Consider the following 25,502-nt stretch of genomic DNA (forward strand, 5'->3'; position numbering starts at 1 on the left):
TTGCTCGTCATCCGTGTCCTCCCAGTTCGCACTTGGGCTCCGGACCCCCCGGAACCGCCGCCTCGGCCCGCGTCAGCTGCGCGGCGACCTGCGTGCGCACCGACGTGAGCTGTTCGATCAGCGTGTCCAGCTCCGCCAGCTTGCGCCGGTAGACCACCAGGGACGCCGGGCAGGAGTCGCCCTCGGGGTGCCCGGCGCGCAGGCACTCCACGAAGGGGCGGGTCTCCTCCAGGTCGAACCCGAAGTCCTGGAGGGTCCTGATCTGCCGCAGCAGCTTCAGGTCGTCCTCGTCGTAGGTCCGGTAGCCGTTGTCGCCCCGCCGCGCGGGCAGCAGCCCCCGCGATTCGTAGTACCGCAGCGTCCGCGTGGTGGTCCCGGCCCGTGCGGCCAGCTCGCCGATTCGCATGGGGACGAACGTAGGCCTTGACGCGGACGTCAAGGCAAGCCGGTGGGCGCGGACGTCAAGGCAAGAAGGCCCGCGAAGGCAGAAGCCCCGCGCCGGGGGGATGGCGCGGGGCTTCTTGGGGGGACCGGGCGGCTGAGCAACGGGGGGAGCACCTCAGCCGCCCGGAGTGTGCGGGCGTCGTACGGCCGTCAGGCCCGCGCCAGCTCCTTCTCGCCGCCCTGCTCGGGCAGGTCCGGGGTGTCCTCGGCGTCGGGGGCGCCGTGCTCGTCGTCCAGGAGGGTCTTCTCGTCGAACGGGATCCGTCCGGCGAGGACGTCGTTCACCCGGTCCTTGTCGATCTCCTTGGTCCAGGTGCCGATCAGGACGGTGGCCACCGCGTTGCCGCCGAAGTTGGTCAGCGCGCGGGCCTCGCTCATGAAGCGGTCGATGCCGACGATCAGGCCGATGCCGTCCACCAGGGCGGGCTTGTGCGAGGACAGACCGCCGGCCAGCGTGGCCAGACCGGCGCCGGAGACACCGGCGGCGCCCTTGGAGGCCACCAGCAGGAAGAGCAGCAGCGGGATCTGCTCACCGATCGACATCGGCGTACCCATGGCGTCGGAGATGAACAGCGAGGCCATGGTCATGTAGATCATGGTGCCGTCGAGGTTGAACGAGTAGCCGGTCGGGACGGTGATGCCGACCACGGGCTTGCTGACGCCCAGGTGCTCCATCTTCGCGATGAGGCGCGGCAGCGCCGACTCCGAGGAGGAGGTGGACAGGATCAGCAGGAACTCGCGGCCCAGGTACTTGAAGAGCGAGAAGACGTTGATCCCGGAGACGAGGCGCAGCACCGTGCCGAGGACCAGGAAGAGGAAGAGGACGCAGGTGACGTAGAAGCCGAGCATCAGCACGGCCAGGCTCTTCAGGGCGTCGACGCCGGCCGAGCCGGTGACGGCGGCGATGGCACCGAAGGCGCCGACCGGGGCCGCCCACATGATCATCGCCAGGACGCGGAAGACCAGCCGCTGGATGTGCTCGATGCCGCGCAGCACGGGCTGACCGGCGTTGCCCATGGCCTGCAGGGCGAAGCCGCAGAGCAGGGCGATCAGCAGGGTCTGGAGCACCTCGCCCGCGGTGAACGCCGAGACGATCGTCGTCGGGATGATGCCCATCAGGAAGTCGACGGTGCCCTTGGCCTCCGCGTCGACCTGCGCCTGACCGGTCTCCTTGACGGCGTCGGTGACCGCGAGGCCCGTGCCCGGGTCCAGGATGTTGCCGACGATCAGACCGATGGCGAGCGCCACCAGGGACATCACGAAGAAGTAGACCAGGGCGATGCCGCCGACCGCGCCGACCTTGGCGGCCTTGCGGACCGAGCCGATGCCCAGCACGATCGTGCAGAAGATGATCGGCGAGATCATCATCTTGATGAGGTTCACGAAGCCGGTGCCGAGCGGCTTCAGCTCGGTGGCGAAGTCCGGGGCGATCAGACCGACGGCGATACCGAGGGCGACCGCGATGATCACGGCGATGTAGAGATAGTGCGTGCGGTCCCGCTTGGCTTTGGGTGCGGCCGGTGCGGTAGCGGCGTTGCTGGTCACGGCTGCCCTCCTTGACGACGTCGTCGGTAGTCACCGGCGTGCGGCTCACGTCCGGGGTGTGTATCGGGGATGCGGTGACTATCTCCCGGCATGTGAGCGCGGTCACCCTTGCGTTCATTTAGTTCACAATCCAGCCACGAGGGAGACTGGCGGCATGCACCTCCGCGTTCCGAGACCCCGCCCGCGCTCGCTGGCCGGGCAGCTCTTCGCCATGCAGGCCGTACTGATAGCGGTCGTCGTGGTCGGGTACGCGCTGTTCACCTACCTCAGCGACCGGGGGCAGGCGGAGGAGGCCGCCGGACGCCAGGCCAGGGCGGTGTCGCTGGCGATCGCCGACTCGCCGTCCGTGGCGGAGGCGATCCGCACCCCGGACCCGACGGCCCGCCTCCAGCCGTACGCGGTGCGGGTCATGGAGGACACGGACGTGGACTTCGTGACGATCATGAATCCGGAGGGCATCCGCTGGACCCACCCGGACCCGAAGCAAATCGGCCACCTCTTCCAGGGCCACATCGAGCGCGCGCAGCGGGGCCAGACCTTCACCGAGACCTACACGGGCACGCTCGGCCCCTCGGTCCGGGCGGTCACACCGATCACGGACGACGGCCGGATCGTCGGTCTGGTCAGCGCGGGGATCAAGGTCGAGGAGATCAGCAAGAGGGCGCAGGAGCAGCTCACGGCCCTGTCGGGGGTGGCGGCAGGGGCGCTGCTGCTCGGCGCGGTCGGCACGTACGTGATCAACGCGCGGCTGCGCCGGCACACGCACGGCATGAACGCGGACCAGCTGAGCCGGATGCACGACTACCATCAGGCCGCGCTGCACGCGGTGCGGGAGGGGCTGCTGATGCTGGACGGGCAGTACCGCGTCGCGCTCATCAACGACGGCGGACGGGAGCTGCTCGGCGTGCACGGTGACGTGATCGGGGCCTCGGTGGCGGACCTCGGGCTGCCGTCGCAGCTGACCGGGGCGCTGCTGGCGTCGGAGCAGCGGGTGGACGAGGTGCACCTGGCGGCGGACCGGGTGCTGGTGGTGAACACCTCGCCGGTCTCCGGCGGCGAGCGCCGGGGCACGGTGGTGACGCTGCGGGACGTGACCGAACTTCAGTCGCTGACGGGCGAGCTGGACTCGGAGCGCGGTTTCACGCAGGCGCTGCGCTCGCAGGCGCACGAGGCGGCGAACCGGCTGCACACGGTCGTCTCGCTGATCGAGCTGGGGCGGGCGGAAGAGGCCGTGGAGTTCGCGACGGCGGAGCTGGAGCTGGCGCAGGCCCTCACCGACCAGGTGGTGGCGGCGGTGAGCGAGCCGGTGCTCGCGGCGCTGCTGCTGGGCAAGACGGCGCAGGCCAACGAGCGGGGAGTGGAGCTGGTGGTGTCGCAGGACAGCCGACTGGACGACGGACTGCTGCCGCCGTCGCTGCCCGCCCGGGACCTGGTAACGATCCTGGGCAACCTGGTGGACAACGCGGTGGACGCGGCGCAGGGCGCGGTGCCGTCGCGGGTGACGGTGGCGGCGTACACGGAGGCTTCCGGGGACGTCGGCTCGGAGCTGGTCCTACGCGTGTCGGACACCGGCGCCGGGGTCGATCCCGCCCACGCGGACCTGGTCTTCGAGCGGGGCTTCTCGACCAAGCCGGCCGGCGAGGGCGGGCGCGGACTGGGCCTCGCCCTGGTCCGGCAGGCGGTGCGGCGGCACGACGGCACCCTGACCGTGGCGGAGGCGGAGGGCGGCGGCGCCCGCTTCGAGGCCCGGCTGCCGCTGGGCGACGGAGCGGCACCGGCCGCCGCGGCGGGCAGACCTGGCGCCGGGGGTGCGGTGTGAGCACGGCCGACGCGCAGCCCATCCGGGTCCTGGTCGTCGAGGACGACCCCGTCGCCGCCGACGCGCACGTCATGTACGTCGGCCGGGTGCCGGGGTTCACGGCGGTCGGCAAGGCCCACACGGGCGCGGAGGCCCGCCGAATGCTGGACCGCACGCCGGTCGACCTGCTCCTGCTCGACCTGCACCTGCCGGACGTGCACGGACTCCAGCTGGCCCGCTCGCTGCGGGCGGCGGGCCACCACACCGACGTGATAGCGGTGACGTCGGCACGGGACCTGACGGTCGTACGGGAGGGGGTCTCCCTGGGCGTCGTCCAGTACGTCCTGAAACCCTTCACCTTCGCCACCCTCCGCGACCGCCTGGTGCGCTACGCGGAGTTCCGGAACGCCGCCGGGGAGGCCAGCGGCCAGGACGAGGTCGACCGCGCCCTCGCCACCCTCCGCGCCCCCGGCCCGGCGGCCCTGCCCAAGGGCCTCAGCGGCCCGACGCTGGAGCGGGTCACGGGCGCCCTGCGCGGCTCGGAGGAGGGCCTCACGGCCGCCGGGGTCGCCGAGGCGGTGGGCATCTCCCGCATCACGGCCCGGCGTTACCTGGAACACCTGGTCGACGCGGGCCGGGCGGGGCGCAGCCCGCAGTACGGTCAGGTGGGGCGGCCGGAGTTGGTGTACCGGTGGGCGCGGGGGCGGTGAGCCGCGCCGGCTGGCCGGTCACGCGCCCTGCGTGTACCACACGACTAGCGAGGCGAGCCCCACGACGGCCAGCGCCTCCAGGACCGAAAGCGCAACGAGCAGCCCACCGGCATCGCCGTTCGACCAGAAGACGACCAGCGCCGCCAACGGCACCGCGCAGAACGCCGTCAGGTCGATCACCGTCTGTATCACCTTGCGGGACCGGCGCCGGGTGTCGGTCCGGTGGTACGCCTCCCACCCGAAGGTCGCGAAACGACCTCCGTGCGCGGCGAGTTCGGCAAGCCGGGGCCCAAGGTCGTCCCGGACGTAGAGCCCGATCGCCGAGATTTTCTCGTCGTTGACGAGGTACGTCCACCCGAGCACGACGCACACCGGCGGCAACGCCAGCAGCATCGAGGGCTGCTCGGCCTGCGCCGCGGCGGCGATGACGGCGGCCACGACGGCCAGCGTCACGTAGAGGAGATTGTCCCGGAACCCGATCCTCGCCCTCTGCTCACCCTTCACACTCTCGTACTCGGCGAGCAGCAACTGGCCTACGGTGACGTCCTGTTCCGGCACGTCGTTCCCTTCTCTCAGGTGGTGGCTGACGACTATGCCCGACACCTCACGTACCGCCCAGCCCCACCCCGAGGCACCACCGCCCACATCTGCGTCCCGCCCCCGGGCTCCCGGGCCTCCCCGAACCCCCATTCACCTCCTCCAGGGGTAATCCCGCGCACACGCATTGACCTGACTAGACCACTCCTCTTACGTTCGCCGAGCAGCCATCCAGGCCACAGTGTCGTGCGCCCGTAGGAGGTCATGCCCGTGCGCCCCACCGTCCGGTTCACCGCCCTGTTCGCCCTCACCGCGCTCGCCTCCACCTCGCTCGCCGCCTGCGGGAGCGGCTCCGGCAGTGATCCGGACACGGTGAAGGTCTCCTTCAAGCAGTCGACGGACAACTCCATCAAGGTGATGGACGAGTACCTGGCCGACATCAAGAAGCAGTTCGAGAAGGCCAACCCGGGGAAGAAGGTCGAACTCGTCCCCATCAAGGCGCCGGACTCGGAGTACTACACCAAGCTCCAGCAGATGCTCCGCTCCCCCAAGACCGCGCCCGACCTGGTCTACGAGGACACGTTCCTCATCAACTCCGACATCACCAGCGGGTATCTGAAGCCGCTCGACGAGTACCTGGCCGACTGGAAGGACTGGGACCAGTTCGTCGACACGGCGAAGGCGGCCGCGCAGGGCGAGGACGGCAAGACGTACGGCGTGCCGGACGGGACGGACACGCGGGGGCTGTGGTTCAGCAAGGACGTGTTCGCCAAGGCGGGGCTGCCCGCCGACTGGCAGCCGAAGACCTGGGACGAGGTGCTCGACGCCGCCCGCACGATCAAGGAGAAGGTGCCCGGCGTCACCCCGATCAACGTCTACACCGGCAAGCCCGCCGGCGAGGCCGCCACCATGCAGGGCTTCGAGATGCTGCTGTACGGGACGGGGGACGGCGGCGCCGATCCGCTGTACGACAAGGGCAGCAAGAAGTGGATCACGGCGGGGCAGGGGTTCAAGGACTCCCTCGCCTTCGTCGAGACCGTGTACAAGGAGAAGCTCGGTCCGGAGGTCTCCGACGCGCTCGACCCCAACTTCGGCACCAAGGTGCGCGGTGAGCTGCTGCCGCAGGGCAAGCTCGGGATCGCGCTCGACGGCTCCTGGCTGCCGCAGGACTGGCTGGAGGGCAGCGGGCACGAGTGGCCGGAGTGGTCGAAGGAGCTGGGGCTGGCCGCCATGCCGACGCAGAACGGCCAGGCACCGGGGCGCGTGAGCATGTCCGGTGGGTGGACCTGGGCCATTCCGGCCAAGGCGGGCAACCCCGACCTCGCCTTCGAGTTCGTCAAGACGATGCAGACCAAGGCCAACGCCCAGAAGTGGTACATCGCCAACTCCGGCATCGCGGTCCGCAAGGACGTCGCCGCCGACCCCGCCTACGTCGCGGCCCAGCCCGGCATCAAGTTCTTCACCGACCTCGTCGCCGACACCCACTACCGGCCCGCCTACCCGGCGTACCCGAAGGTGTCCGTCGCCATCCAGGAGGCGATGGAGGGCGTCACGACCGGTGACAAGTCGGTCGAGGAGGCGGCGCGCGACTACGACGAGGCGCTCAAGGAGGCGACCGACAACCAGGTGGTGAGCAAGTGACGGCGACCGCGCCGCAGCACGCGGGGCGGGGGGTGCGGAAGACCCCGGCGTCCCCGGCCGCCGGTTCCGGCGGGCGGTCCGGTACCGTCCGCCGGTCCCTGTTCCGTGCCCTGCCCGTCTCCCCCGCCCTCGTCCTGCTGCTGCTCTTCCTCGCCGGTCCGATCGTCTACTGCGTCGTCATCGCCTTCACCGACCTCCAGCTCACCGGGCAGGCCCAGGAGTCCTTCGTCGGCTTCGACAACTTCACCCGCGCCTTCCGGGACGAGGCGTTCCTCAACGCCGTATGGCTGACCCTGGTGTTCACCGTGCTGTCCTCGCTGATCGGGCAGAACACCCTGGGGCTGGCGCTGGCCTCGCTGATGCGGCGGGCGTCGAAGCCGGTCCGTACGCTCACCGGTGGCATCGTTGTCACGGCCTGGGTGCTGCCGGAGGTGGTGGCGGGCTTCCTGCTCTACGCCTTCTTCCGGCGCGAGGGCACCCTGAACGCCATCCTGGACTGGCTCCATCTCCCCTCCCAGAACTGGCTGTTCACGCTGCCGATCCTGGCGGTGTCCTTCGCCAACGTGTGGCGGGGCACGGCGTTCTCGATGCTGGTGTACTCCGCCGCGCTGAACGAGATCCCCAAGGAGATCACCGAGGCCGCCGAGGTGGACGGCGCGAGCGGCTGGCGTCGGATGTGGCACATCACGCTGCCGATGATCCGGCGCTCCATCGGCACCAACCTCATGCTGAACACCCTCCAGACCCTCTCGGTCTTCGGGCTGATCTGGGTGATGACGCGGGGCGGGCCGAGCGGCAAGAGCCAGACGCTGCCGCTGTTCATGTACGAGCAGGCCTTCCAGAACAGCCTGATCGGGTACGGCACGGCGGTGGCGCTGCTGCTGTTGCTGATCGGCTCGCTGTTCTCGGTCGTGTACCTGCGTCTGCTGCGGACGGAGGTCTGAGATGACGGACACGCTCAAGCCCCGCCGCACCCCCGCCTCCCGGCGCAACCGGCGCCGTACGGCCGCCGACGCCGGGCTGCTGGTGGCCGCCGCGGCCTTCGTGCTGCCGTTGGCCTGGGTGGTGCTGTCCGCCCTCGACCCGCACGCGAGCCTCCGCGTCAAGGTCCCCGACGGGGTCACGCTGGAGAACTTCGACGCGATCCTCACCCCGGAGATCACCTTCACCCCGCTGCTCAACAGCCTGATCCTGTGCGGCGGGGCGACGCTGCTGACGGTTGTGTGCGCGGCGCTCGCGGCGTATCCGCTCTCCCGCTTCCGGTCTCGGCTGAACCGGCCGTTCCTGCTGACGATCCTGTTCGCGACCAGCCTGCCGATCACGGCGATCATGGTGCCGGTCTACGCGCTGTTCGTGCGGGTGAACATGATCGACACCATGCAGGGGACGATCTTCTTCTTCGCCGCCTCGCAGCTGCCCTTCGCGATCTGGCTGATGAAGAACTTCATGGACGGGGTGCCGAAGGAGCTGGAGGAGGCGGCGTGGACGGACGGGGCGTCGTCGTTCCAGTCACTGCTGCGGATCGTGCTCCCGCTGATGGGACCGGGCGTGGCGGTGGTGACCGTCTTCTCGTTCGTGATGATGTGGGGGAACTTCTTCGTCCCCTTCATGCTGCTGCTCTCCCCGGACCAGATGCCCGCCTCGGTCAGCATCAACGACTTCTTCGGCAACCGGGGCATGGTGGCGTACGGGCAGCTGGCGGCGTTCTCGATCGTCTACTCCACGCCGGTCGTGCTGCTGTACGTGCTGATCTCCCGGCGGCTGGGCGGCGGGTTCGCGCTGGGCGGGGCGGTGAAGGGGTAGGGCGCGGGGAACACCGAGGAGGGGGCGCGCGCGAGTCCGCTCGCGCCCGTAGGTTCCTCGTACGTCCCCCGTACGTTCCTACAATCCGTATCGCTGGCCGAACAGCCCGTAGTCAGCATCGCCCCGGACCCCTACGGTGTGGCGCGTGCGCCGACCCTCACCTCACCCGAGCCACTCGGGCCCTCCGTTCAACGCCCTCGCCGCCCGCCGGCTGCGTGCCGCCCTCAACATGGGGCCCGAGCACGTCGCCCACGGCATACGGGTCTCGTACGGCCTGCCGTACGTCACCCCCGACCTCGTCATCGCCTGGGAACGGGGGACGGCCTCCCCCGAGGGCCCGGAGCTGACCGCGCTCGCGGGGGTGCTGTGGTGCTCGCCGGGCGAGCTGATCGGACGGCCGCAGTCCCTGCGCGAGCACCGCGTCGCCCGCGGTCTGGCGCCGGAGGACGTGGCCCGGGCGGTCGGGCTCGGGCTCTCCGCCTACCAGCGGATGGAGGAGGCGGACGACTGGCGCGGCACCGACCGGCAGTCGGCCCAGCTCGCCGACGTGCTCGGCCTCACGCTGCCCGACTTCGTGACCGTCACCGGGCGCGAGGAGAAGCTGGCCGAGCTGCTGACGAGCGCGGTGACCACCCGCTGGCAGGGGTGTGTGCGCCCGATCGCCAAGCTGGCGCCGCTGGACCGGCGGGTGCTGGAGAACGTGCTCCAGGTGCTGCACCAGGACTACCAGGGACGGATGGCCGCCACCCTCAGCTGGGGCGGCGGCGCCCCCGACTCCAGCGCCGGGGGCCGGGACTTCCTCGACCGGATCGTGGACCACTTCTGGTCGGCGGTGGAGAAGCACCCGTAAAGGTCTTCAGGGCTTAGTGGTCGGCTCCGTAAGTCCTTCGGGGTTGATCATGCGCGTACCATGACCTGCTCGACAAGGTTCACGAACGGCACGATGCCGGTGGTGGCCTCGCAGCGGCCGAAGACTCTCGCCCGCTGGACGTCGTAGGCGCCCAGGTGGGCCACGGCGCCGCCGCGGCCGTACTCGTGGTTGACGCGCATCGCCCTGGACCGGCCTGGGGCGAGGGTCGGGTGGCAGCGGCAGCGGGCTTGGACCGAGGTTTTCTCGTCGCTGGAGATCACGTACTCGTTCGGGCCGAGCGGTTCGCCTTCGTAGGTTCGGGCGTACAGGTCTAGGATGCGCTGGGCCTTGGCGCGGAAGTCCGGGTTCCCGGATGAAGATCCAGGACTGGTGCTGCCAGGGTTTGAGCGTGTCCTGGTGTAGCCAGCGGCGCACGGTGGACGCCGAGACGGTTTCGGTGACGCGCGCGCGGTCAGTTCGGCGGCCAGTTCCGGGCACGACCAGCGTGCCAGCGGCACCCCCGGTCTCGGCCGGGAGCCGGCAGGCCAGGGCCTTTGCCTCGGCGACCTGTACGGGCGTGAAGCGGGCCGGGCGCCCGCTGCGTCTGAGGTCGGTCAGGGCCGGCAGGCCGCCGTCGGCGAACCGGCCCCTGCTCTGGTGCGGAGTTTTGTGACCGGAGGCCGCCTTCTTCAACCGTTGCCGCTCGGCGGTAGTCAGGGTGATGGGGGCGGGCTGCAAGAACTGGCAAGGCATACAGGCCGATCAGCAGAAGTGGATCACAACGCCATGCGGATCTTGCTCATGCAGCTTCGTGGTGGAGTGTGTCCAGGGTGGTCAGTTCGTCCTCAGACAGGCGCAGGGAGCCGACGGCGACGTTCTGGGCGAGGTGGTCGAGGTCGCCGGTGCCGGGGATGGCCAGAACGTGGGAGCCCTGATGCAGGGTCCACGCCAGCCGGATCTGGGCCGTGCTCACGCCGTGGGCGCGCGCGATGGCGTGCACCTCCGGGCTGTGGTCGGTGGTCGCGCCGGCGGTGCGTCCGGTGCCGGCGATCGAGTAGAACGGCACGAACGCGATGCGCTGCTCGCCGCAGAGGTTCAGGAACTCCTTCTGCTCGGGTGATGCGCCGATGCCGTACATGTTCTGGACGCAGACCACCGGAGCGATGGCCTGAGCCTCGGCGAGGTGGTGGGGGCGGATGTTGGACAAGCCCAGGTGACGGATGAGTCCGGCATCGCACAGTTCGGCGAGTGCGCCGAAGCGTTCGGCGATGGAATCGGTGCCGACGATGCGCAGGTTCACCACGTCGAGGTGGTCGCGGCCGAGCTGGCGCAGGTTCTCCTCGACCTGGCCGCGGAGTTGCTCGGGGGTGGCATGCGGCAGCCACCGGCCCGAGGGATCGCGGCCCGGTCCGACCTTGGTGGTGATGACGAGACCCTCCTCGTAGGGGGCCAAGGCGCGGTTGATCAGCTCGTTGGCGGAGCGCAGCGGCGAGAAGTAGAACGCAGCGGTGTCGATGTGGTTCACGCCGAGTTCGACCGCGCGGCGCAGCACACGGATCGCCTGGTCGCGGTCGCGTGGGACGGCATCGGCGGCGAATGCCTCGCCGTGCTGGGGCAGGCGCATCGCGCCGAAACCGATCCGGTTGACCGTCAGGTCGCCGAGGTTCCAGGTGTCCGATGCCGTCGCGGTGACCGTTTGTGGGTTCATGGAGGGATGATCTCCGCACGGTAGGCTGACCCACCATTGATTCACACATGCCTGAATCTATTGAGGAGTGGTTGTCCTGGCAGAGTTGGCGTTCTCGGCGAATGATCTGGCGCAGGTGCGGTTCGCCGTCTCACCGATGTGGGAGGTCGCACCCAGCTTCCGGCTGCTGACGTCCGCCGCCGCGCATCCGCTCCACCGGGCCTGGGTCGACCAGGTACGCCCACGTATGGTGGCGGCCGGGCTGGACCGGGGCTGGCTCTACGAGCTGATCCCGCCCACCGGCGGCTATGTCCCCGACTTCCTCAACCCGGCGCCCGCCGGAGCGGCCCCCACTCCGTCGGCAGAGTGGGACGCGATCCGGAAATCGCCCACCGCCCGGGTACGCCAGGACCTCGACCACCTCGCCCGCCACCAGGGGACACTCGGCCCCCGACTACGAGCCCTGCACAACAACCCAGAGGGCCTCCTGGCCAAAGTCACAGAAGAGCTCGAAACGTACTGGGACCTAGCACTCGCCCCCTACTGGGCACGCATCCGGGCAGTCCTGGAAGCAGACATCCTCTACCGGGCCCGCCTGGCCGCCGAGCACGGCACCGGCCACCTCCTCAACGACCTGCACACGTCCCTGAGCTGGGACAACGACGCGCTCCGGATGTCCCGCCGAAAGCAGCCGCTAACCCGCACAACGGCAGGCACGGGACTGCTGCTGATCCCCTCGGCCTTCACCGGACCAGGCTTGCGCACCCGCACGACACCGCCGGACCCGCCCCAACTCGCCTACCCGCCGCGCGGTGTCGGCTCACTATGGACGAAGCGCCCCGTCACCCAGACCGACACCCTCGCCACCGTACTCGGCCGCTCGAGAACCCTGCTGCTCACCGAGTTGGAGATCCCGGCCTCCACCACACAGCTGGCCCACCGCACCGGACTCTCCCCCGCAGGGGTATCCCAATACCTCACCGCACTCCGCAACGCGGGCCTGGTGAGCGCCCACCGCGCCGGCCGCTCCGTCCTCTACGCCCGCACCGCCGCAGCCGAGACCCTTCTCCAAGCCGCCTCCGCCTGAGCACACGTCAACCCCCGAAGGACTTACGGAGCCGACCACTCAGAAGACCGACTCCGCCTCGTCCATCCGGTCCTTCGGGACCGTCTTCAGTTCGGTGACGGCCTCGGCCAGCGGCACCATCACGACGTCCGTGCCGCGCAGCGCCGTCATCCGGCCGAAGTCGCCCCGGTGTGCGGCCTCCACCGCGTGCCAGCCGAAGCGGGTGGCGAGGACGCGGTCGTACGCGGTCGGGGTGCCGCCGCGCTGGACGTGGCCGAGGATGACCGGCTTGGCCTCCTTGCCGAGGCGGCGCTCCAGCTCGAAGGCGAGCGCGGTGCCGATGCCCTGGAAGCGCTCGTGGCCGAACTTGTCGATGGCGCCCTTGCCGTAGTCCATGGTGCCCTCGGCGGGGTGGGCGCCCTCGGCGACGCAGACGACGGCGAACTTCTTGCCGCGGGAGAAGCGCTCCTCGACCATCTTGACCAGGTCGGCGGGGTCGAAGGGGCGCTCGGGCAGGCAGATGCCGTGGGCGCCGGCGGCCATGCCGGACTCCAGGGCGATCCAGCCGGCGTGCCGGCCCATGACCTCGACGACCATCACGCGCTGGTGGGACTCGGCGGTGGTCTTCAGGCGGTCCATCGCCTCGGTCGCGACGCCGACGGCGGTGTCGAAGCCGAAGGTGCGGTCGGTGGAGGAGATGTCGTTGTCGATGGTCTTCGGCACGCCGACGACCGGGAGGCCTGCGTCCGACAGCATCCGGGCGGCCGTGAGGGTGCCCTCGCCGCCGATCGGGATCAGGGCGTCGATGCCGAAGTTCTGGATCATGTCGCCGGCGTTCTCGCAGGCCTCGCGGAGCCGGTCGCGCTCCAGGCGGGAAGAGCCGAGGATGGTGCCGCCGCGGGCGAGGATGCCGCTGACGGCGTTGAGGTCGAGGGTGCGGTACCGGCCGTCCAGCAGGCCCGCGTAGCCGTCCTCGAAGCCGATGACCTCGTCGCCGTAGTTGTCGACCGCTCGGTGCACGACCGACCGGATCACTGCGTTCAGGCCGGGGCAGTCGCCGCCTGCGGTGAGTACGCCGATACGCATCGTGCTGTGTCTCCTGCTCGCTGTTGACACCGGTGAGCCGATCCAATTCTTTCACGGCCCGGGCGGCGACGGACGACCGGCGGACGACGGAGGGGCGGCGACGGACGCTGACGGGCGCCGTAACCGTCGCCGGAGGTACTGTCAAGAGGGTTCCGGCCACCCGCTCAGCCAGCCGAATCAGCCCGACGAGACGGCCCGACGAAACAGCCCGAGGCAACGCTCACCCCGAGGAAACGGAGAGCCCGCGTGACGCGCAGCGTGTACGTGACCGGTATCGACCGCGGCGACGGCCGCCAGGTCGTCGAGCTGGGGGTGATGGAGCTGCTCACCCGGCAGGTCGACCGGGTCGGCGTGTTCCGTCCCCTGGTCCACGACGGGCCCGACCGGCTCTTCGAGCTGCTGCGCGCCCGCTACCGGCTCGCGCAGGACCCGGCGACGGTGTACGGCATGGACTACCAGGAGGCCTCCCTCCTCCAGGCCGAGCAGGGCGTGGACGAGCTGGTGTCCGCGCTGGTCGACCGGTTCCACCTGGTGGCGCGGGACTACGACGTCGTCCTCGTCCTGGGCACCGACTACGCCGACACGCAGTTCCCGGACGAGCTGTCGCTGAACGCGCGGCTGGCGAACGAGTTCGGCGCCTCGGTGCTGCCCGTCGTCGGGGGCCGCCGGCAGACCGCGGAGTCGGTGCTGGCCGAGACCCACAACGCCTTCCGTGCGTACGACGGCCTGGGCTGCGACGTGCTGGCCATGGTGACCAACCGGGTCGCCCGCGAGGACCGGGACGAGATCGCCGAGCGGCTCGCGCACCGGCTGCCGGTGCCGTGCTGGGTGGTGCCGGACGAGCCCGCCCTGTCCGCGCCGACGGTCTCGCAGATCGCGCACACGCTGGGCGCCCGGGTGGTGCTCGGGGACGACTCCGGGCTGGCCCGCGACGCGCTGGACTTCGTCTTCGGCGGGGCCATGCTGCCCAACCTGCTGGCCGCGCTGACCCCGGGCTGCCTGGTGATCACGCCGGGCGACCGGGCCGACCTGGTGATCGGCACGCTGGCCGCGCACAGCGCCGGCACCCCGCCGATAGCCGGCGTGCTGCTGACCCTGGACGAGGTGCCCGGCGAGGGCATCCTCACCCTCGCCAACCGGCTGGCCCCGGGCACGCCGGTGCTGTCGGTGACGGGCACCAGCTTCCCCACCGCCGAGCAGCTGTTCTCCCTGGAGGGCAAGCTCAACGCAGCCACCCCGCGCAAGGCGGAGACCGCCCTCGGCGTCTTCGAGCGGTACATCGACACCGCCGAGCTGAACAAGCGGGTCTCCGCGCCCAGCAGCGACCGCGTCACGCCGATGATGTTCGAGCACAAGCTGCTCGAACAGGCCCGCTCCGACCTGCGCCGGGTCGTCCTGCCCGAGGGCACCGAGGAGCGGGTGCTGCACGCGGCGGAGGTGCTGCTGCGCCGGGGCGTGTGCGAGCTGACGCTGCTCGGCCCGGTCGAGCAGATCCGCAAGAAGGCCGCCGACCTCGGTATCGACCTGGCCGGTGCCGAGCTGATCGACCCGGCCGCCAGCGAGCTGCGCGACTCCTTCGCCGAGAAGTACGCGGCCCTGCGCGCCCACAAGGGCGTGACGGTGGAGCTGGCGTACGACGTGGTCTCCGACGTGAACTACTTCGGCACGCTGATGGTGCAGGAAGGGTTTGCCGACGGCATGGTGTCGGGGTCGGTGCACTCGACTGCGGCGACCATCCGCCCGGCCTTCGAGATCATCAAGACCAAGCCGGACGCGGCGATCGTCTCCTCCGTCTTCTTCATGTGCCTGGCCGACAAGGTGCTGGTCTACGGCGACTGCGCGGTCAACCCGGACCCGGACGCGGAGCAGCTCGCCGACATCGCCGCGCAGTCGGCGTCGACGGCGGCGCAGTTCGGGGTGGAGCCGCGGATCGCGATGCTGTCGTACTCGACGGGCACGTCCGGTTCCGGCGCGGACGTCGACAAGGTGCGCGAGGCCACCGAGCTGGTCCGCTCGCGCCGCCCGGACCTCAGCATCGAGGGGCCGATCCAGTACGACGCGGCGGTCGAGCCGTCGGTGGCCGCGACCAAGCTCCCGGGCTCGGCGGTCGCCGGGCAGGCCAGCGTGCTGATCTTCCCCGACCTGAACACCGGCAACAACACGTACAAGGCGGTGCAGCGCTCGGCCGGAGCCATCGCGGTGGGCCCGGTGCTCCAGGGCCTGCGCAAGCCGGTCAACGACCTGTCGCGGGGCGCGCTCGTGCAGGACATCGTCAACACCGTCGCCATCACGGCGATCCAGGCCCAGCAGTCCCCGACCGAGAAGGCGTCCGCCCAGTGAGCCCCACACGTGTCCTCGTCCTCAACTCCGGCTCCTCGTCGGTGAAGTACCAGCTGATCGACATGCGCGGGGGCGAGCGGCTGGCGGTCGGCCTGGTCGAGCGCATCGGCGAGCGGACGTCGCGGCTGATCCACACCCACGTGGCCGCCGGCGACACCCGGGAGCAGAACGGCCCGATCGCCGACCACGAGGCCGCCCTGAAGGCGGTCGCCGCCGAGCTGGGCCGGGACGGTCTGGGCCTGGACTCCCCGGAGCTGGCCGCGATCGGGCACCGGGTGGTGCACGGCGGCGAGTTCTTCAGCGAGCCCACCCTCGTCGACGAGAACGTGCTGACCGAGATCGAGCGGCTGATCCCGGTCGCACCGCTGCACAACCCGGCCAACCTCACCGGCATCCGCACCGCGCAGGCGCTCCGTCCCGACCTGCCCCAGGTGGCGGTCTTCGACACCGCGTTCCACACGACGATGCCCGAGTCCGCGGCGCGCTACGCGATCGACCCGAAGATCGCCGACCGGTACCGCATCCGCCGCTACGGCTTCCACGGCACCTCGCACGCGTACGTCTCCCGGGAGACCGCGCGGCTACTCGGCCGGGCGCCCGAGGACGTGAACGTGATCGTGCTGCACCTGGGCAACGGGGCCTCCGCCTCGGCCGTGCGGGGCGGGCGGTGCGTGGACACCTCCATGGGGCTGACGCCTTTGGAGGGGCTCGTGATGGGTACGCGCTCGGGAGACATGGACCCGGCCGTCATCTTCCATTTGATGCGTGTTGGCGGAATGTCCGCCGACGAGATCGACACTCTTCTCAACAAGAGGAGCGGCCTGTTCGGTCTGTGCGGGGACAACGACATGCGGGAGATCCGCCGCCGGGTGGACGAGGGCGACGAGCAGGCGGGGCTGGCCTTCGACATCTACATTCACCGGTTGAAGAAGTACATCGGCGCCTATTACGCCGTTCTCGGACGGGTGGACGCGGTGGCCTTCACGGCCGGGGTCGGTGAGAACGCGGCACCGGTGCGGGAGGCTGCCGTGGCGGGCCTGGAGGGACTGGGCCTCGCGGTGGACGGCGAACTGAACGCCGTACGCGGCGACGAGGCGCGGCTGATCTCGCCCGCTGACGCGCGGGTGGCGGTGGCGGTGGTGCCGACGGACGAGGAAATGGAGATCGCGACGCAGAGCTACGCACTTGTGAATGAGTCGGGGAATCAGAATCTCACCTGAGCGGCATCCCGCCCTTTTGTATTTTCCGCCAGACGGAATATTCCGCGCCGAAACAAACCGATAGGATGGCACCCATGCGCCGTTCGAAAATCGTCTGTACTCTCGGCCCCGCGGTCGACTCCCACGAGCAGCTCGTCACGCTGATCGAAGCCGGCATGAACGTGGCCCGCTTCAACTTCAGCCACGGCACCCACGCCGAGCACCAGGGTCGTTACGACCGGGTGCGGTCCGCCGCCAAGGAGACCGGCCGGGCCATCGGTGTCCTCGCCGACCTGCAGGGCCCGAAGATCCGCCTGGAGACCTTCGCGGAGGGTCCCGTCGAGCTGGTGCGCGGTGACGAGTTCACCATCACCACGGAGGACGTCCCGGGCGACCGGACGATCTGCGGCACGACGTACAAGGGCCTGCCCGGTGACGTCACCAAGGGCGACCAGGTGCTCATCAACGACGGCAACGTCGAGCTGAAGGTCACCGAGGTCGAGGGCCCCCGGGTGAAGACGATCGTCATCGAGGGCGGCGTCATCTCCGACCACAAGGGCATCAACCTGCCCGGCGCCGCGGTGAACGTCCCCGCGCTGTCCGAGAAGGACGTCGAGGACCTGCGGTTCGCGCTGCGCATGGGCTGCGACCTGGTCGCCCTCTCCTTCGTCCGGGACGCCAAGGACGTCGCCGACGTGCACCGCGTCATGGACGAGGAGGGCCGCCGCGTCCCCGTCATCGCCAAGGTGGAGAAGCCGCAGGCGGTGGAGAACATGGAGGGCGTCGTCGCGGCCTTCGACGCCGTCATGGTCGCCCGTGGCGACCTGGCCGTCGAGTACCCGCTCGAGAAGGTCCCCATGGTGCAGAAGCGCCTGATCGAGCTGTGCCGGCGCAACGCCAAGCCGGTGATCGTGGCGACCCAGATGATGGAGTCGATGATCACCAACTCCCGTCCGACCCGCGCCGAGGCCTCCGACGTGGCCAACGCGATCCTGGACGGCGCCGACGCGGTCATGCTCTCCGCCGAGTCGAGCGTGGGCGCGTACCCGATCGAGACGGTCAAGACGATGTCGAAGATCGTCACCGCCGCCGAGCAGGAGCTGCTCTCCAAGGGCCTCCAGCCGCTGGTGCCGGGCAAGAAGCCGCGCACGCAGGGCGGTTCGGTGGCCCGTGCCGCCGCGGAGATCGCCGACTTCCTGGGCGGCAAGGGCCTGGTGGCCTTCACCCAGTCCGGTGACACCGCCCGCCGGCTCTCCCGCTACCGCGCCTGCCAGCCGATCCTGGCCTTCACCACCGACGAGTCCACCCGCAACCAGCTGGCGCTCAGCTGGGGCGTGGAGCCGCACGTGGTGCCGTTCGTGAACAGCACGGACGAGATGGTCGACCTGGTGGACCAGGAGACGATGCGCCTGGGCCGGTTCAACGACGGCGACATCGTCGTGATCACCGCCGGTTCGCCCCCCGGCGTGCCCGGCACCACCAACATGGTCCGCGTGCACCACCTGGGCGAGACCCGGCGCGGCTGACGTCACCCCGCGGCCCCGTGGGGCCCTTGTACGGCGCTGAGGGCGCCCCCTGTCGCAGGGGGCGCCCTCGGGCGTTGTACGGCGCGTGCGGCGCCCGACGGGGCGCGCGGGCGCGTCAGTCGGTCACGTACTGGTGCAGCCCCGGGATGTGGAGCGTGCCGCCGAACTGGCCGGCCTGGACGACCGTCACCTTGGTGAAGTAGATGAGCGGGATGTCCAGCGGCGGCGGGTTGTCGGGGTCGAAGGTGATCGGGATCAGCCCGAGCAGGTTGCCCGAGATGCTCTCGGTGTACATCACCGTGTCGCCGTCGCGGATCGTGGACGTCGAGCCCTTGGCCGCCTGCACGTGGTAGGTCTTGCCGGCCTGCTTGTCCTTGACCGTCTGGTGCAGGTCGCCGATGTCGGTGCCGTCCGAGATGACGTACTTCAGCACCTTCTTGGTGGTGCCGTTGGCCGTCTTCACCTGGACGACCCCCTCGTAGGAGGCGCCCTTCAGCAGCAGCGAACTGGCGTTGAGGTACCAGGGGTCGTCGGGCAGCGGCACCTTGTTGTCGACGCCGCCCTCGTCGTCGGTGGCGACCGGGCAGTCGTCGACGTTCGTGCCGGTGCTCTCGGAGGCGCTGGGGGTGGGCGTGGCGGTGGCGGCGTCCTCCTTGGCCTTCGCCGCGTCCTCCTTCGCCTTCTCGGCCGCCTCCTTGGCCGCCTCGGCCGCCTTGTCCACCGACTTCCCGGTGTCCTCGGCCGCCTTCGACGCCGTGTCGCCGGCGCCCTCGACGGTGTCCTTCGCGGCGCCGGTGACCTCGTCGGTGGTGTCCTTCAGCGCGCCGGTCGCTCCGGACGCGCTCTCGGACGCCGAGGGGGTCGGCGTGGGGCTCGGACTCTCGTCGGCCTTCGTGCCGCCGGTGAAGATGTCCTCGAGCGTGTTGCCGAGGCCCTCCAGCAGGCCGCCCTTGGACTCCGACTCGGAGGGGGACGGCGCGGCGGTCGAGCCGGACGCCTCCTGACTCTGCGACGGGGAGGGGCTCGGTGCGGCCTGCTCGTCCTTGGCGCCCTTGTCGTCGGAACCTGAATCCGACGAAGAGGAGCCGCCCTGGTCCGTGCCGGCGTCCGTGTCCGCGTCCTTGCCCGAGTCCCCGGTGGAGGCCGAGGGGTCGGGCTCCTTCGCGTCGTCCTTGCCGTCCTCGGCCCCGTCGGTCGCCGAGGGCGAGGGGGTGGGCGACTCGGACGGGTCCTTCTCGGCGTCCTCGATGGCCGCCACGCAGTCCTTGTACTCGTCGGCCGTCAGGCTGTTGGAGGGCGGCGACGCGTCGTTGCCGTCGGCGAGGGCGAGCGTCGGCGTGAACCCCATCCCCATGAGCACGGCCGTCGGCATCGCCGCGATGGCTATCGCCTTGCCGGCCGGCATGTGGAACCTGGTGAACAACGGCTTCTTGGGTGCCGCGTGGCGCGGCCCGGTTCTCACACGGGACGACTCCACGTCAGTCCCGCGGGTCACCTCGTCAGCCGGCACTGTGCCTCCCGTTCGCCCCGTTGGCCGGGCTCGTTCCTGACAGATCGTGCGCCCCCGGTGCCGTGAGGGCCTGGGAGGGCTCCCCGTCGTCCAGCCCGCCCCGCGGGCCCGGCACCGCGGGGCCGGACGCCTGGGTCCCGGGCTCCGGGAAGCCGGGGAAGGCGGTGTCGCCGGCGGCGGGGACCACGCCCTCGGGCGCGTCGTCCGTGCCCTTGCCCTCCAGCGGCGGCTCGGCCTGCGGCGGCTCGCCCGGCACCCACGACACGGCCATGGCCCCGCCGACCAGTGCGAAGAGGAAGCCGATGAGGAAGCCGCCGAGGTTGGAGACGGGGATGGACACCAGCGCCAGCAGGATCGCCGCGACACCCGCGAAGACCCTGACGTGCTTCTGGAACCACAGGCTGATGCCCAGGACGACCAGCAGCACGCCGATGATCAGGGACCCGGCTCCGGCGGTGGTGGACATCGCCAGCGTCAGGTGACCGATCTGGAGGTTCGCGTACGGGAAGTAGGCGATGGGGAGTCCGCCGAGGGCGACGAACAGGCCGGCCCAGAACGGCCGCGCGCCTCGCCAGGCACGGAACTGCAGCCTCCGGCGGGTGAACTGGCCGGCTGCGGCAGGAGTCTCGGCGCTCATGGAAAACAGCTCCCTGGTACGGCTTTGCTGTGGTGGAGATGCGGTACGCGCGTGAAGGCGCGGCCGGAGAGTGGACGGGCGGGGGCGCCACCGGCTCCCCCGCCCGTCAACGGGTGCTTAGTAGCACTCCTTGACACCCTTGGACAGCGACATCTTCAGACCGCTGAGCTTGAAGGTTCCGGCGGTGGTCGCCCACGCCGTCTGCTTCACGTTGGTCAGCGTGGCCGAGTCGGCCTGCTGCGAGAACCCGTAGGGGTTGGTGGTGTCGCCCTTCTTGATGCCCGGACCCTTGTTGGCGTCCTTGGCGGCCACACCGATGTCGATGCCGCGGAACGTGGCATCGGCCTCGAGGTCCTCGACGTCGATGTACAGGTTCTCCGCCTTGACCGGGGTGTCGCCACCGCCGGCCTTCAGCATGAGGCTGACCGAACCGATCAGCGGGATGTCCGGGGTGACCACGGACTGGCACATGTTCTTGATCTGCGCCGAGTCGAACGCCGAGACCGCGACGGGGTGAGCCGTCTTCTCGCCCTTCAGCGTGTAACCCGAGTCGATCGCGCCGTACTGCATAAAGCCCGTGCCGTCGAGCCGGTCCGCCGTCACCTTGAACGACTGACCCGACACGCTGAACGACGCGGCGAGAGCGCCCTGCGCGAGCGCGACGCCTATCGCAGCCGTGGCGGCGACGCTGGGCACCATCACCACAGCGAACCGCTTCCATCTGGTCCCGCCACGCACCTGGGACTCCATATTTCCTCCTTCTCGGACGTACATCTCCTGGCCTCGGCCGGCCGCCGGTTCGACGGCCCGGTCTGGCAGGGATGGGAGAAGTGCTACGTCCTCGGGAAGGAGAGCGCCCGCACTCGGCGGCACGTACAACGCGCCCGAATAACCGGCGATCACCCCCGAGCGACAACCACTGGTCGCGCCTGACACGCATCACGCACAACCCTGCTGGACAGGCTTCGCCGGATGAGCGAAGACCCCCCTGCCCAAAGGGCCGGCATCACTGCCGCCGACCCTGCTCGGTGGGGACCCAGGAACCCCCGCGACCCGACCGGCTGTCGGGGTACGGGAATGGACCGAGCGTCGCCGATCGTGGTGCATTCTCGCCGCCGACACAAGGGGGTTCGTTACTGGCTAGTAGCGGCCGTGTGACCGCGGGGCGACGCACCGGGCCCGAACGGCGACGCTGGGTGTGCCATGAGGGCGGAACAAAACTATTGATCGATGGACAGAGTCCGACAGATCGACGCCCTCGACTTACTGGCAGTAACAGCGGCCGCGATTACCAAGTTTTGGTAAAGCGCGGCCGCAGTGACGCCACTTCGACAGCTCCTTCACACGCGCCACACGTCGATGGCGTTTGAACCGCCGATCCCGGAGCGCCGATCCCGGAGCCGCCTAGAACAGGGCGCGGGCGAGCGCTCGGCGCGCCGCGGTGACCCGCGGGTCGTCGGCGCCGACCACCTCGAAGAGTTCGAGCAGCCGCACCCGTACGGCGTCGCGGTCGTCGCCCGCCGTGACGCGCACCGTGTCGATGAGCCGCCCGAAGGCGTCCTCGACGTGACCGCCCACCAGGTCCAGGTCGGCGGCGGCGATCTGCGCCTGGGCGTCGCCCGGCCTGTCGGCCGCTTCCCGACGGACCTTCTGCGGATCGGCGTTCTGCACCCGCTGGAGCAACTCGGCCTGGGCCAGGCCCAGTTTGGCCTCGGTGTTGCCCGGCTCCTCGGCCAGCACGTTCTTGTACGCCTGGACGGCGCCGCCCAGGTCGCCCGCGTCCATCGCCTGCACGGCGGCGTCGAGGGCCGCGTCGTGCGGCCCGGCGGGGCGCTCGGGGGCGGCGGGGCGCTCGGCACCCGGCTCCGCCTCGGGGTCGACGACGAGACCGGTCAGGCCGAAGCGCTCCTCGCCGACCTGCACCAGCTGGTCCAGGGTCTGGCGGATCTGCGCCTCGCTCGCGGCCCCCTGGAAGAGGGGCAGCGCCTGTCCGGCGACGACCGCGAACACGGCCGGGATGCCCTGGACGCCGAACTGCTGCATCAGCATCTGGTTGGCGTCGACGTCGATCTTGGCGAGGAGGAAGCGTCCGTTGTACTCGACGGCGAGCCGCTCCAGGACCGGGCTCAACTGCTTGCAGGGCTCGCACCACTCGGCCCAGAAGTCGATGACGACCGGGACCTCGGTGGACCGCTGCAGGACGTCGCTCTCGAAGCCGGCCTCGTCGACGTCGATCACGAGGTCGGCCGGGGAGACGGCACCCGTCCCGCCGCCCTGACGGGCCGCCTCGGCGCGCGCCTGCTCCGCCTTCGCCTTGGCCTCCTGGGCCTGCTTCACCGCGGCGAGGTCGACGACCCCGCTCATGGACATGTTCCGTGGCTGCATGGGTCTATCCTCCCCCGTACGGCGCGCGCGTGTGAAAACCGGGTCGAAAGCCCGCCCGGATGTGTGCTGTTCGGCGTGTGTGCTGCTCGGCGCCGGGTCCCCACCCCACGCCCGTGGTCGTCGCTGGGGCGCGGGCGGACCCGCGCTTTCGCTACGCGTCGTAGCGTAATGCCATGAGGGCCCCTCGGAACACCCCGCCCCGGTGATCTGTCTCACGGCGGACCCCGTGTTACCCGCCGGTTAAGGTCGGGGGATGCAGAGCAGCACCCCCGCCGGCCGTGCCGGACGCCCGCGCAGCGCAGCGGCGGACACCGCGATCCTGGCCGCGACGCGGGCCGCCCTGGTCGACCTCGGCTGGTCGAAGCTCACCCTGGGAGACGTCGCCACGCGGGCCGGGGTTGCCAAGACGACGCTCTATCGCCGCTGGGCGGGCAAGAACGAGCTGGTCGTGGACGCGGTGGCGGAGCTCTTCGACGAGCTGGAACTGCCCGACCGCGGCTCCCTCGCCGACGACATCGAGGGCGTGGTGCTCCAGTTCGCGGCGATCCTGGCCCGTCCGGAGGCCAGGAGCGGCCTGATGGCGGTGGTCGCGGAGTCCACGCGCGACGACGCGCTGCGCGAGCGCATCCGCACGTCGATCGTCGAGCGGCAGAAGCGTCTGGTCCTGGAGGGCAGGGCACGGGCCCAGGCCCGGGGCGAGCTGCCGCCGGAGCCGGACGCGGCGGAGGCGGCCCGCACGGCGGACCTGATCTTCGACATGGTCGCGGGAGCGGTGGTGCACCGCACCCTGGTCAGCGCGGAGGCGGCGAACGAGGAATGGGTACGCGGCCTGACGCAGGTCCTCCTGTGGGGCCTGACCACACAGCCGACCGAGCCGACCGACGGGTAACGGGTGACCTCTCGGCCGACCGAGCCCGGCGACGGGTGACTTCTCGACCGACCGAGTCGGGTGGTGGGTGGGCATAGGCCCGGGGGTCCAGGGGGCGGAGCCCCCTGGTGACGTCCACCGGGACACGCGGCGCCTAGAACCCCGCAGGCTCCGTGTACACCCCCCACTCGTCCCGCAGCACCCCACAGATCTCCCCCAGCGTCGCCTCCGCCCGCACCGCGTCCAGCATCGGCTCGATCATGTTCCCGCCCGACCGCGCCGCCGCCAGCATCGCGTCCAGCGCACCCCGCACCGCCGCGTCGTCACGCGCGGCCTTCCGCTCGCCCAGCACCCGCACCTGCTCACGCTCGACCTCGTGGCTGACCCGCAGGATCTCCAGGTCGCCGGTGACGGAGCCGGTGTGGACGTTGACGCCGACGACCTTCTTGTCGTCCTTCTCCAGGGCCTGCTGGTAGCGGAACGCGGACTCGGCGATCTCGCCGGTGAACCAGCCGTCCTCGATGCCCCGCAGCAGACCGGAGGTGATCGGCCCGACGGGGTGCTGCCCGTCGGGGTGGGCGCGCAGCCCCCGCTCCTTGATCTGCTCGAAGATCTTCTCCGCGTCGGCCTCGATCCGGTCCGTCAACTGCTCGATGAACCAGGAACCGCCCAGCGGGTCGGCGACGTTGGCGACGCCGGTCTCCTCCATCAGCACCTGCTGGGTGCGCAGGGCGATCTCCGCGGCCTGCTCGCTGGGCAGCGCGAGCGTCTCGTCGAGCGCGTTGGTGTGCAGGGAGTTGGTCCCGCCGAGCACCGCGGCCAGCGCCTCCACCGCCGTACGCACCACGTTGTTGTACGGCTGCTGCGCGGTCAGCGAGACACCGGCGGTCTGCGTGTGGAACCGCAGCCACTGCGCCTTCTCGCTCTTGGCCCCGTACACGTCGCGCATCCACCGCGCCCAGATCCTGCGCGCCGCGCGGAACTTGGCGATCTCCTCGAAGAAGTCGACGTGCGCGTCGAAGAAGAAGGAGAGGCCGGGCGCGAAGACGTCCACGTCGAGACCGCGCGAGAGCCCCAGCTCCACGTACCCGAAGCCGTCCGCCAGCGTGTACGCCAGCTCCTGCGCGGCCGTCGCGCCCGCCTCGCGGATGTGGTACCCGGAGACGGAGAGCGGCTTGTAGGCGGGGATGCCGACCGCGCAGTACTCCATGAGGTCGCCGATGAGCCGCAGGTGGGGCTCGGGCTGGAAGAGCCACTCCTTCTGGGCGATGTACTCCTTGAAGATGTCGGTCTGCAGCGTGCCGTTGAGCACGGACGCGTCGACACCCTGCCGCTCGGCGGCGACCAGGTACATGCAGAACATGGGCACGGCGGGCCCGCTGATCGTCATGGAGGTCGTGACGTCGCCGAGCGGGATGTCCTTGAACAGCACTTCCATGTCGGCGGCCGAGTCGATGGCCACCCCGCAGTGCCCGACCTCGCCGAGCGAGCGGGGGTCGTCGGAGTCACGGCCCATGAGCGTCGGCATGTCGAACGCGACGGACAGGCCGCCTCCCCCGTTCCGGAGGATCATCTTGTAGCGCTCGTTGGTCTGCTCGGCGTTGCCGAACCCGGCGAACTGCCGGATGGTCCACGTACGCCCCCGGTACCCGGTCGGATACAGGCCGCGGGTGAAGGGGTACTCGCCCGGCCAGCCGATCCGCTCGAAGCCCTCGTACTCGTCCCCGGGCCGTGGCCCGTACACCGGCTCCACGGGGTCTCCGGAGAGCGTGGTGAAGTCCGCGTCGCGCTTGCGCGCCGCGTCGTACCGGGCCTGCCAGCGAAGGCGGCCCTCTTCTATGGCGTGAGCGTCCATACCCTCGAATTTACT

The 25,502-nt window shown here is 70.4% G+C and carries 22 protein-coding genes; 11 read left to right on the top strand and 11 right to left on the bottom strand.

The annotated features are described in order from the left end of the window. Positions 1 to 7: 7 nt before the first annotated feature. Positions 8 to 406 carry a MerR family transcriptional regulator gene (locus D1J63_RS11260; protein ID WP_125628794.1) on the bottom strand — a complete coding sequence of 133 codons (399 nt, stop codon included), beginning with the start codon at positions 404 to 406 and terminating at the stop codon, positions 8 to 10. A 188-nt stretch (positions 407 to 594) separates the two neighbouring features. Continuing rightward, entirely contained in the window at positions 595 to 1,989 is a 1,395-nt protein-coding gene (locus D1J63_RS11265; RefSeq protein WP_125628795.1) for a cation:dicarboxylase symporter family transporter, read from the bottom strand. A gap of 154 nt (positions 1,990 to 2,143) precedes the next feature. On the opposite strand from D1J63_RS11265, the gene D1J63_RS11270 reads away from it, so the two are divergent. Continuing rightward, on the top strand, positions 2,144 to 3,808 hold the full coding sequence (locus D1J63_RS11270; RefSeq protein ID WP_125628796.1) for a sensor histidine kinase: 1,665 nt from the start codon (positions 2,144 to 2,146) through the stop codon (positions 3,806 to 3,808). Beyond that, a complete protein-coding gene (locus D1J63_RS11275; protein ID WP_125628797.1) occupies positions 3,805 to 4,497 on the top strand; it encodes a response regulator in 693 nt (230 codons plus the stop codon). Before D1J63_RS11270 ends, D1J63_RS11275 begins: the two co-directional genes overlap by 4 nt. Positions 4,498 to 4,515: 18 nt before the next feature. Here D1J63_RS11275 and D1J63_RS11280 read toward each other — a convergent pair whose 3' ends face one another. Then, on the bottom strand, positions 4,516 to 5,055 hold the full coding sequence (locus D1J63_RS11280; protein ID WP_125628798.1) for a hypothetical protein: 540 nt from the start codon (positions 5,053 to 5,055) through the stop codon (positions 4,516 to 4,518). Positions 5,056 to 5,298: 243 nt separating this feature from the next. On the opposite strand from D1J63_RS11280, the gene D1J63_RS11285 reads away from it, so the two are divergent. The 4 genes from D1J63_RS11285 (at position 5,299) to D1J63_RS11300 (ending at position 9,328) form a co-directional block, all read left to right on the top strand. Continuing rightward, positions 5,299 to 6,675, top strand: a complete 1,377-nt coding sequence (locus D1J63_RS11285) for an ABC transporter substrate-binding protein (RefSeq protein ID WP_176153733.1) — start codon at positions 5,299 to 5,301, stop codon at positions 6,673 to 6,675. Continuing rightward, positions 6,672 to 7,619 (top strand): sugar ABC transporter permease, encoded by a 948-nt coding sequence (locus D1J63_RS11290; RefSeq protein WP_125628800.1) that lies wholly within the window; start codon positions 6,672 to 6,674, stop codon positions 7,617 to 7,619. The genes D1J63_RS11285 and D1J63_RS11290 overlap by 4 nt, the downstream gene beginning before the upstream one ends. A gap of 1 nt (position 7,620) precedes the next feature. Further along, positions 7,621 to 8,478 carry a carbohydrate ABC transporter permease gene (locus tag D1J63_RS11295; RefSeq protein ID WP_125628801.1) on the top strand — a complete coding sequence of 286 codons (858 nt, stop codon included), beginning with the start codon at positions 7,621 to 7,623 and terminating at the stop codon, positions 8,476 to 8,478. 136 nt (positions 8,479 to 8,614) lie between these two features. After that, positions 8,615 to 9,328 (top strand): helix-turn-helix transcriptional regulator, encoded by a 714-nt coding sequence (locus tag D1J63_RS11300; protein WP_125628802.1) that lies wholly within the window; start codon positions 8,615 to 8,617, stop codon positions 9,326 to 9,328. Positions 9,329 to 9,375: 47 nt separating this feature from the next. Here the strand turns inward: D1J63_RS11300 and D1J63_RS37120 are convergent, their stop codons facing one another. Together D1J63_RS37120 and D1J63_RS11310 are read right to left on the bottom strand one after the other, a co-directional pair. Beyond that, entirely contained in the window at positions 9,376 to 9,528 is a 153-nt protein-coding gene (locus tag D1J63_RS37120; protein ID WP_232249915.1) for a hypothetical protein, read from the bottom strand. Positions 9,529 to 10,127: 599 nt separating this feature from the next. Then, positions 10,128 to 11,036, bottom strand: a complete 909-nt coding sequence (locus D1J63_RS11310; RefSeq protein WP_125628803.1) for an aldo/keto reductase — start codon at positions 11,034 to 11,036, stop codon at positions 10,128 to 10,130. Positions 11,037 to 11,103: 67 nt separating this feature from the next. Between D1J63_RS11310 and D1J63_RS11315 the strand changes: the two genes are divergently transcribed. Next, positions 11,104 to 12,102 (top strand): DUF5937 family protein, encoded by a 999-nt coding sequence (locus tag D1J63_RS11315; RefSeq protein WP_240798669.1) that lies wholly within the window; start codon positions 11,104 to 11,106, stop codon positions 12,100 to 12,102. Positions 12,103 to 12,141: 39 nt separating this feature from the next. Here the strand turns inward: D1J63_RS11315 and D1J63_RS11320 are convergent, their stop codons facing one another. Then, positions 12,142 to 13,167 (bottom strand): ATP-dependent 6-phosphofructokinase, encoded by a 1,026-nt coding sequence (locus D1J63_RS11320; RefSeq protein ID WP_030402682.1) that lies wholly within the window; start codon positions 13,165 to 13,167, stop codon positions 12,142 to 12,144. Positions 13,168 to 13,413: 246 nt separating this feature from the next. Here D1J63_RS11320 and pta point away from each other — a divergent pair, with 246 nt between their 5' ends. The 3 genes from pta to pyk all read left to right on the top strand — a co-directional run bounded on the left by pta (position 13,414) and on the right by pyk (position 18,232). Next, complete coding sequence (gene pta / locus D1J63_RS11325; protein ID WP_125628804.1) at positions 13,414 to 15,507, top strand: phosphate acetyltransferase; 2,094 nt, start codon at positions 13,414 to 13,416, stop codon at positions 15,505 to 15,507. Continuing rightward, complete coding sequence (locus tag D1J63_RS11330) at positions 15,504 to 16,727, top strand: acetate kinase (protein WP_102929961.1); 1,224 nt, start codon at positions 15,504 to 15,506, stop codon at positions 16,725 to 16,727. The genes pta and D1J63_RS11330 overlap by 4 nt, the downstream gene beginning before the upstream one ends. A gap of 74 nt (positions 16,728 to 16,801) precedes the next feature. Further along, positions 16,802 to 18,232: a pyruvate kinase gene (gene pyk, locus D1J63_RS11335; RefSeq protein WP_125628805.1), complete on the top strand. Its 1,431-nt coding sequence runs from the start codon at positions 16,802 to 16,804 to the stop codon at positions 18,230 to 18,232. Between the two features lie 115 nt (positions 18,233 to 18,347). Here the strand turns inward: pyk and D1J63_RS11340 are convergent, their stop codons facing one another. From D1J63_RS11340 to D1J63_RS11360, 4 genes are all read right to left on the bottom strand, one after another. After that, entirely contained in the window at positions 18,348 to 19,742 is a 1,395-nt protein-coding gene (locus D1J63_RS11340; RefSeq protein ID WP_125628806.1) for a hypothetical protein, read from the bottom strand. Further along, positions 19,732 to 20,379, bottom strand: coding sequence for a DUF6114 domain-containing protein (locus D1J63_RS11345; protein WP_125628807.1), 648 nt, complete (start codon positions 20,377 to 20,379; stop codon positions 19,732 to 19,734). Before D1J63_RS11345 ends, D1J63_RS11340 begins: the two co-directional genes overlap by 11 nt. A gap of 117 nt (positions 20,380 to 20,496) precedes the next feature. Then, complete coding sequence (locus tag D1J63_RS11350) at positions 20,497 to 21,129, bottom strand: DUF6230 family protein (RefSeq protein WP_125628808.1); 633 nt, start codon at positions 21,127 to 21,129, stop codon at positions 20,497 to 20,499. Between the two features lie 654 nt (positions 21,130 to 21,783). Beyond that, positions 21,784 to 22,764, bottom strand: a complete 981-nt coding sequence (locus D1J63_RS11360; protein WP_164712801.1) for a tetratricopeptide repeat protein — start codon at positions 22,762 to 22,764, stop codon at positions 21,784 to 21,786. A 253-nt stretch (positions 22,765 to 23,017) separates the two neighbouring features. Here D1J63_RS11360 and D1J63_RS11365 point away from each other — a divergent pair, with 253 nt between their 5' ends. After that, positions 23,018 to 23,653 (top strand): TetR/AcrR family transcriptional regulator, encoded by a 636-nt coding sequence (locus D1J63_RS11365; protein ID WP_102929955.1) that lies wholly within the window; start codon positions 23,018 to 23,020, stop codon positions 23,651 to 23,653. A 133-nt stretch (positions 23,654 to 23,786) separates the two neighbouring features. On the opposite strand, the gene D1J63_RS11370 is transcribed toward D1J63_RS11365, so the two are convergent. Next, positions 23,787 to 25,487: a methylmalonyl-CoA mutase family protein gene (locus D1J63_RS11370; protein WP_125628809.1), complete on the bottom strand. Its 1,701-nt coding sequence runs from the start codon at positions 25,485 to 25,487 to the stop codon at positions 23,787 to 23,789. Positions 25,488 to 25,502: the final 15 nt, after the last annotated feature.

The organism is Streptomyces sp. KPB2 (assembly GCF_003950055.1).
Taxonomy (GTDB): Bacteria; Actinomycetota; Actinomycetes; order Streptomycetales; family Streptomycetaceae; genus Streptomyces; species Streptomyces salinarius.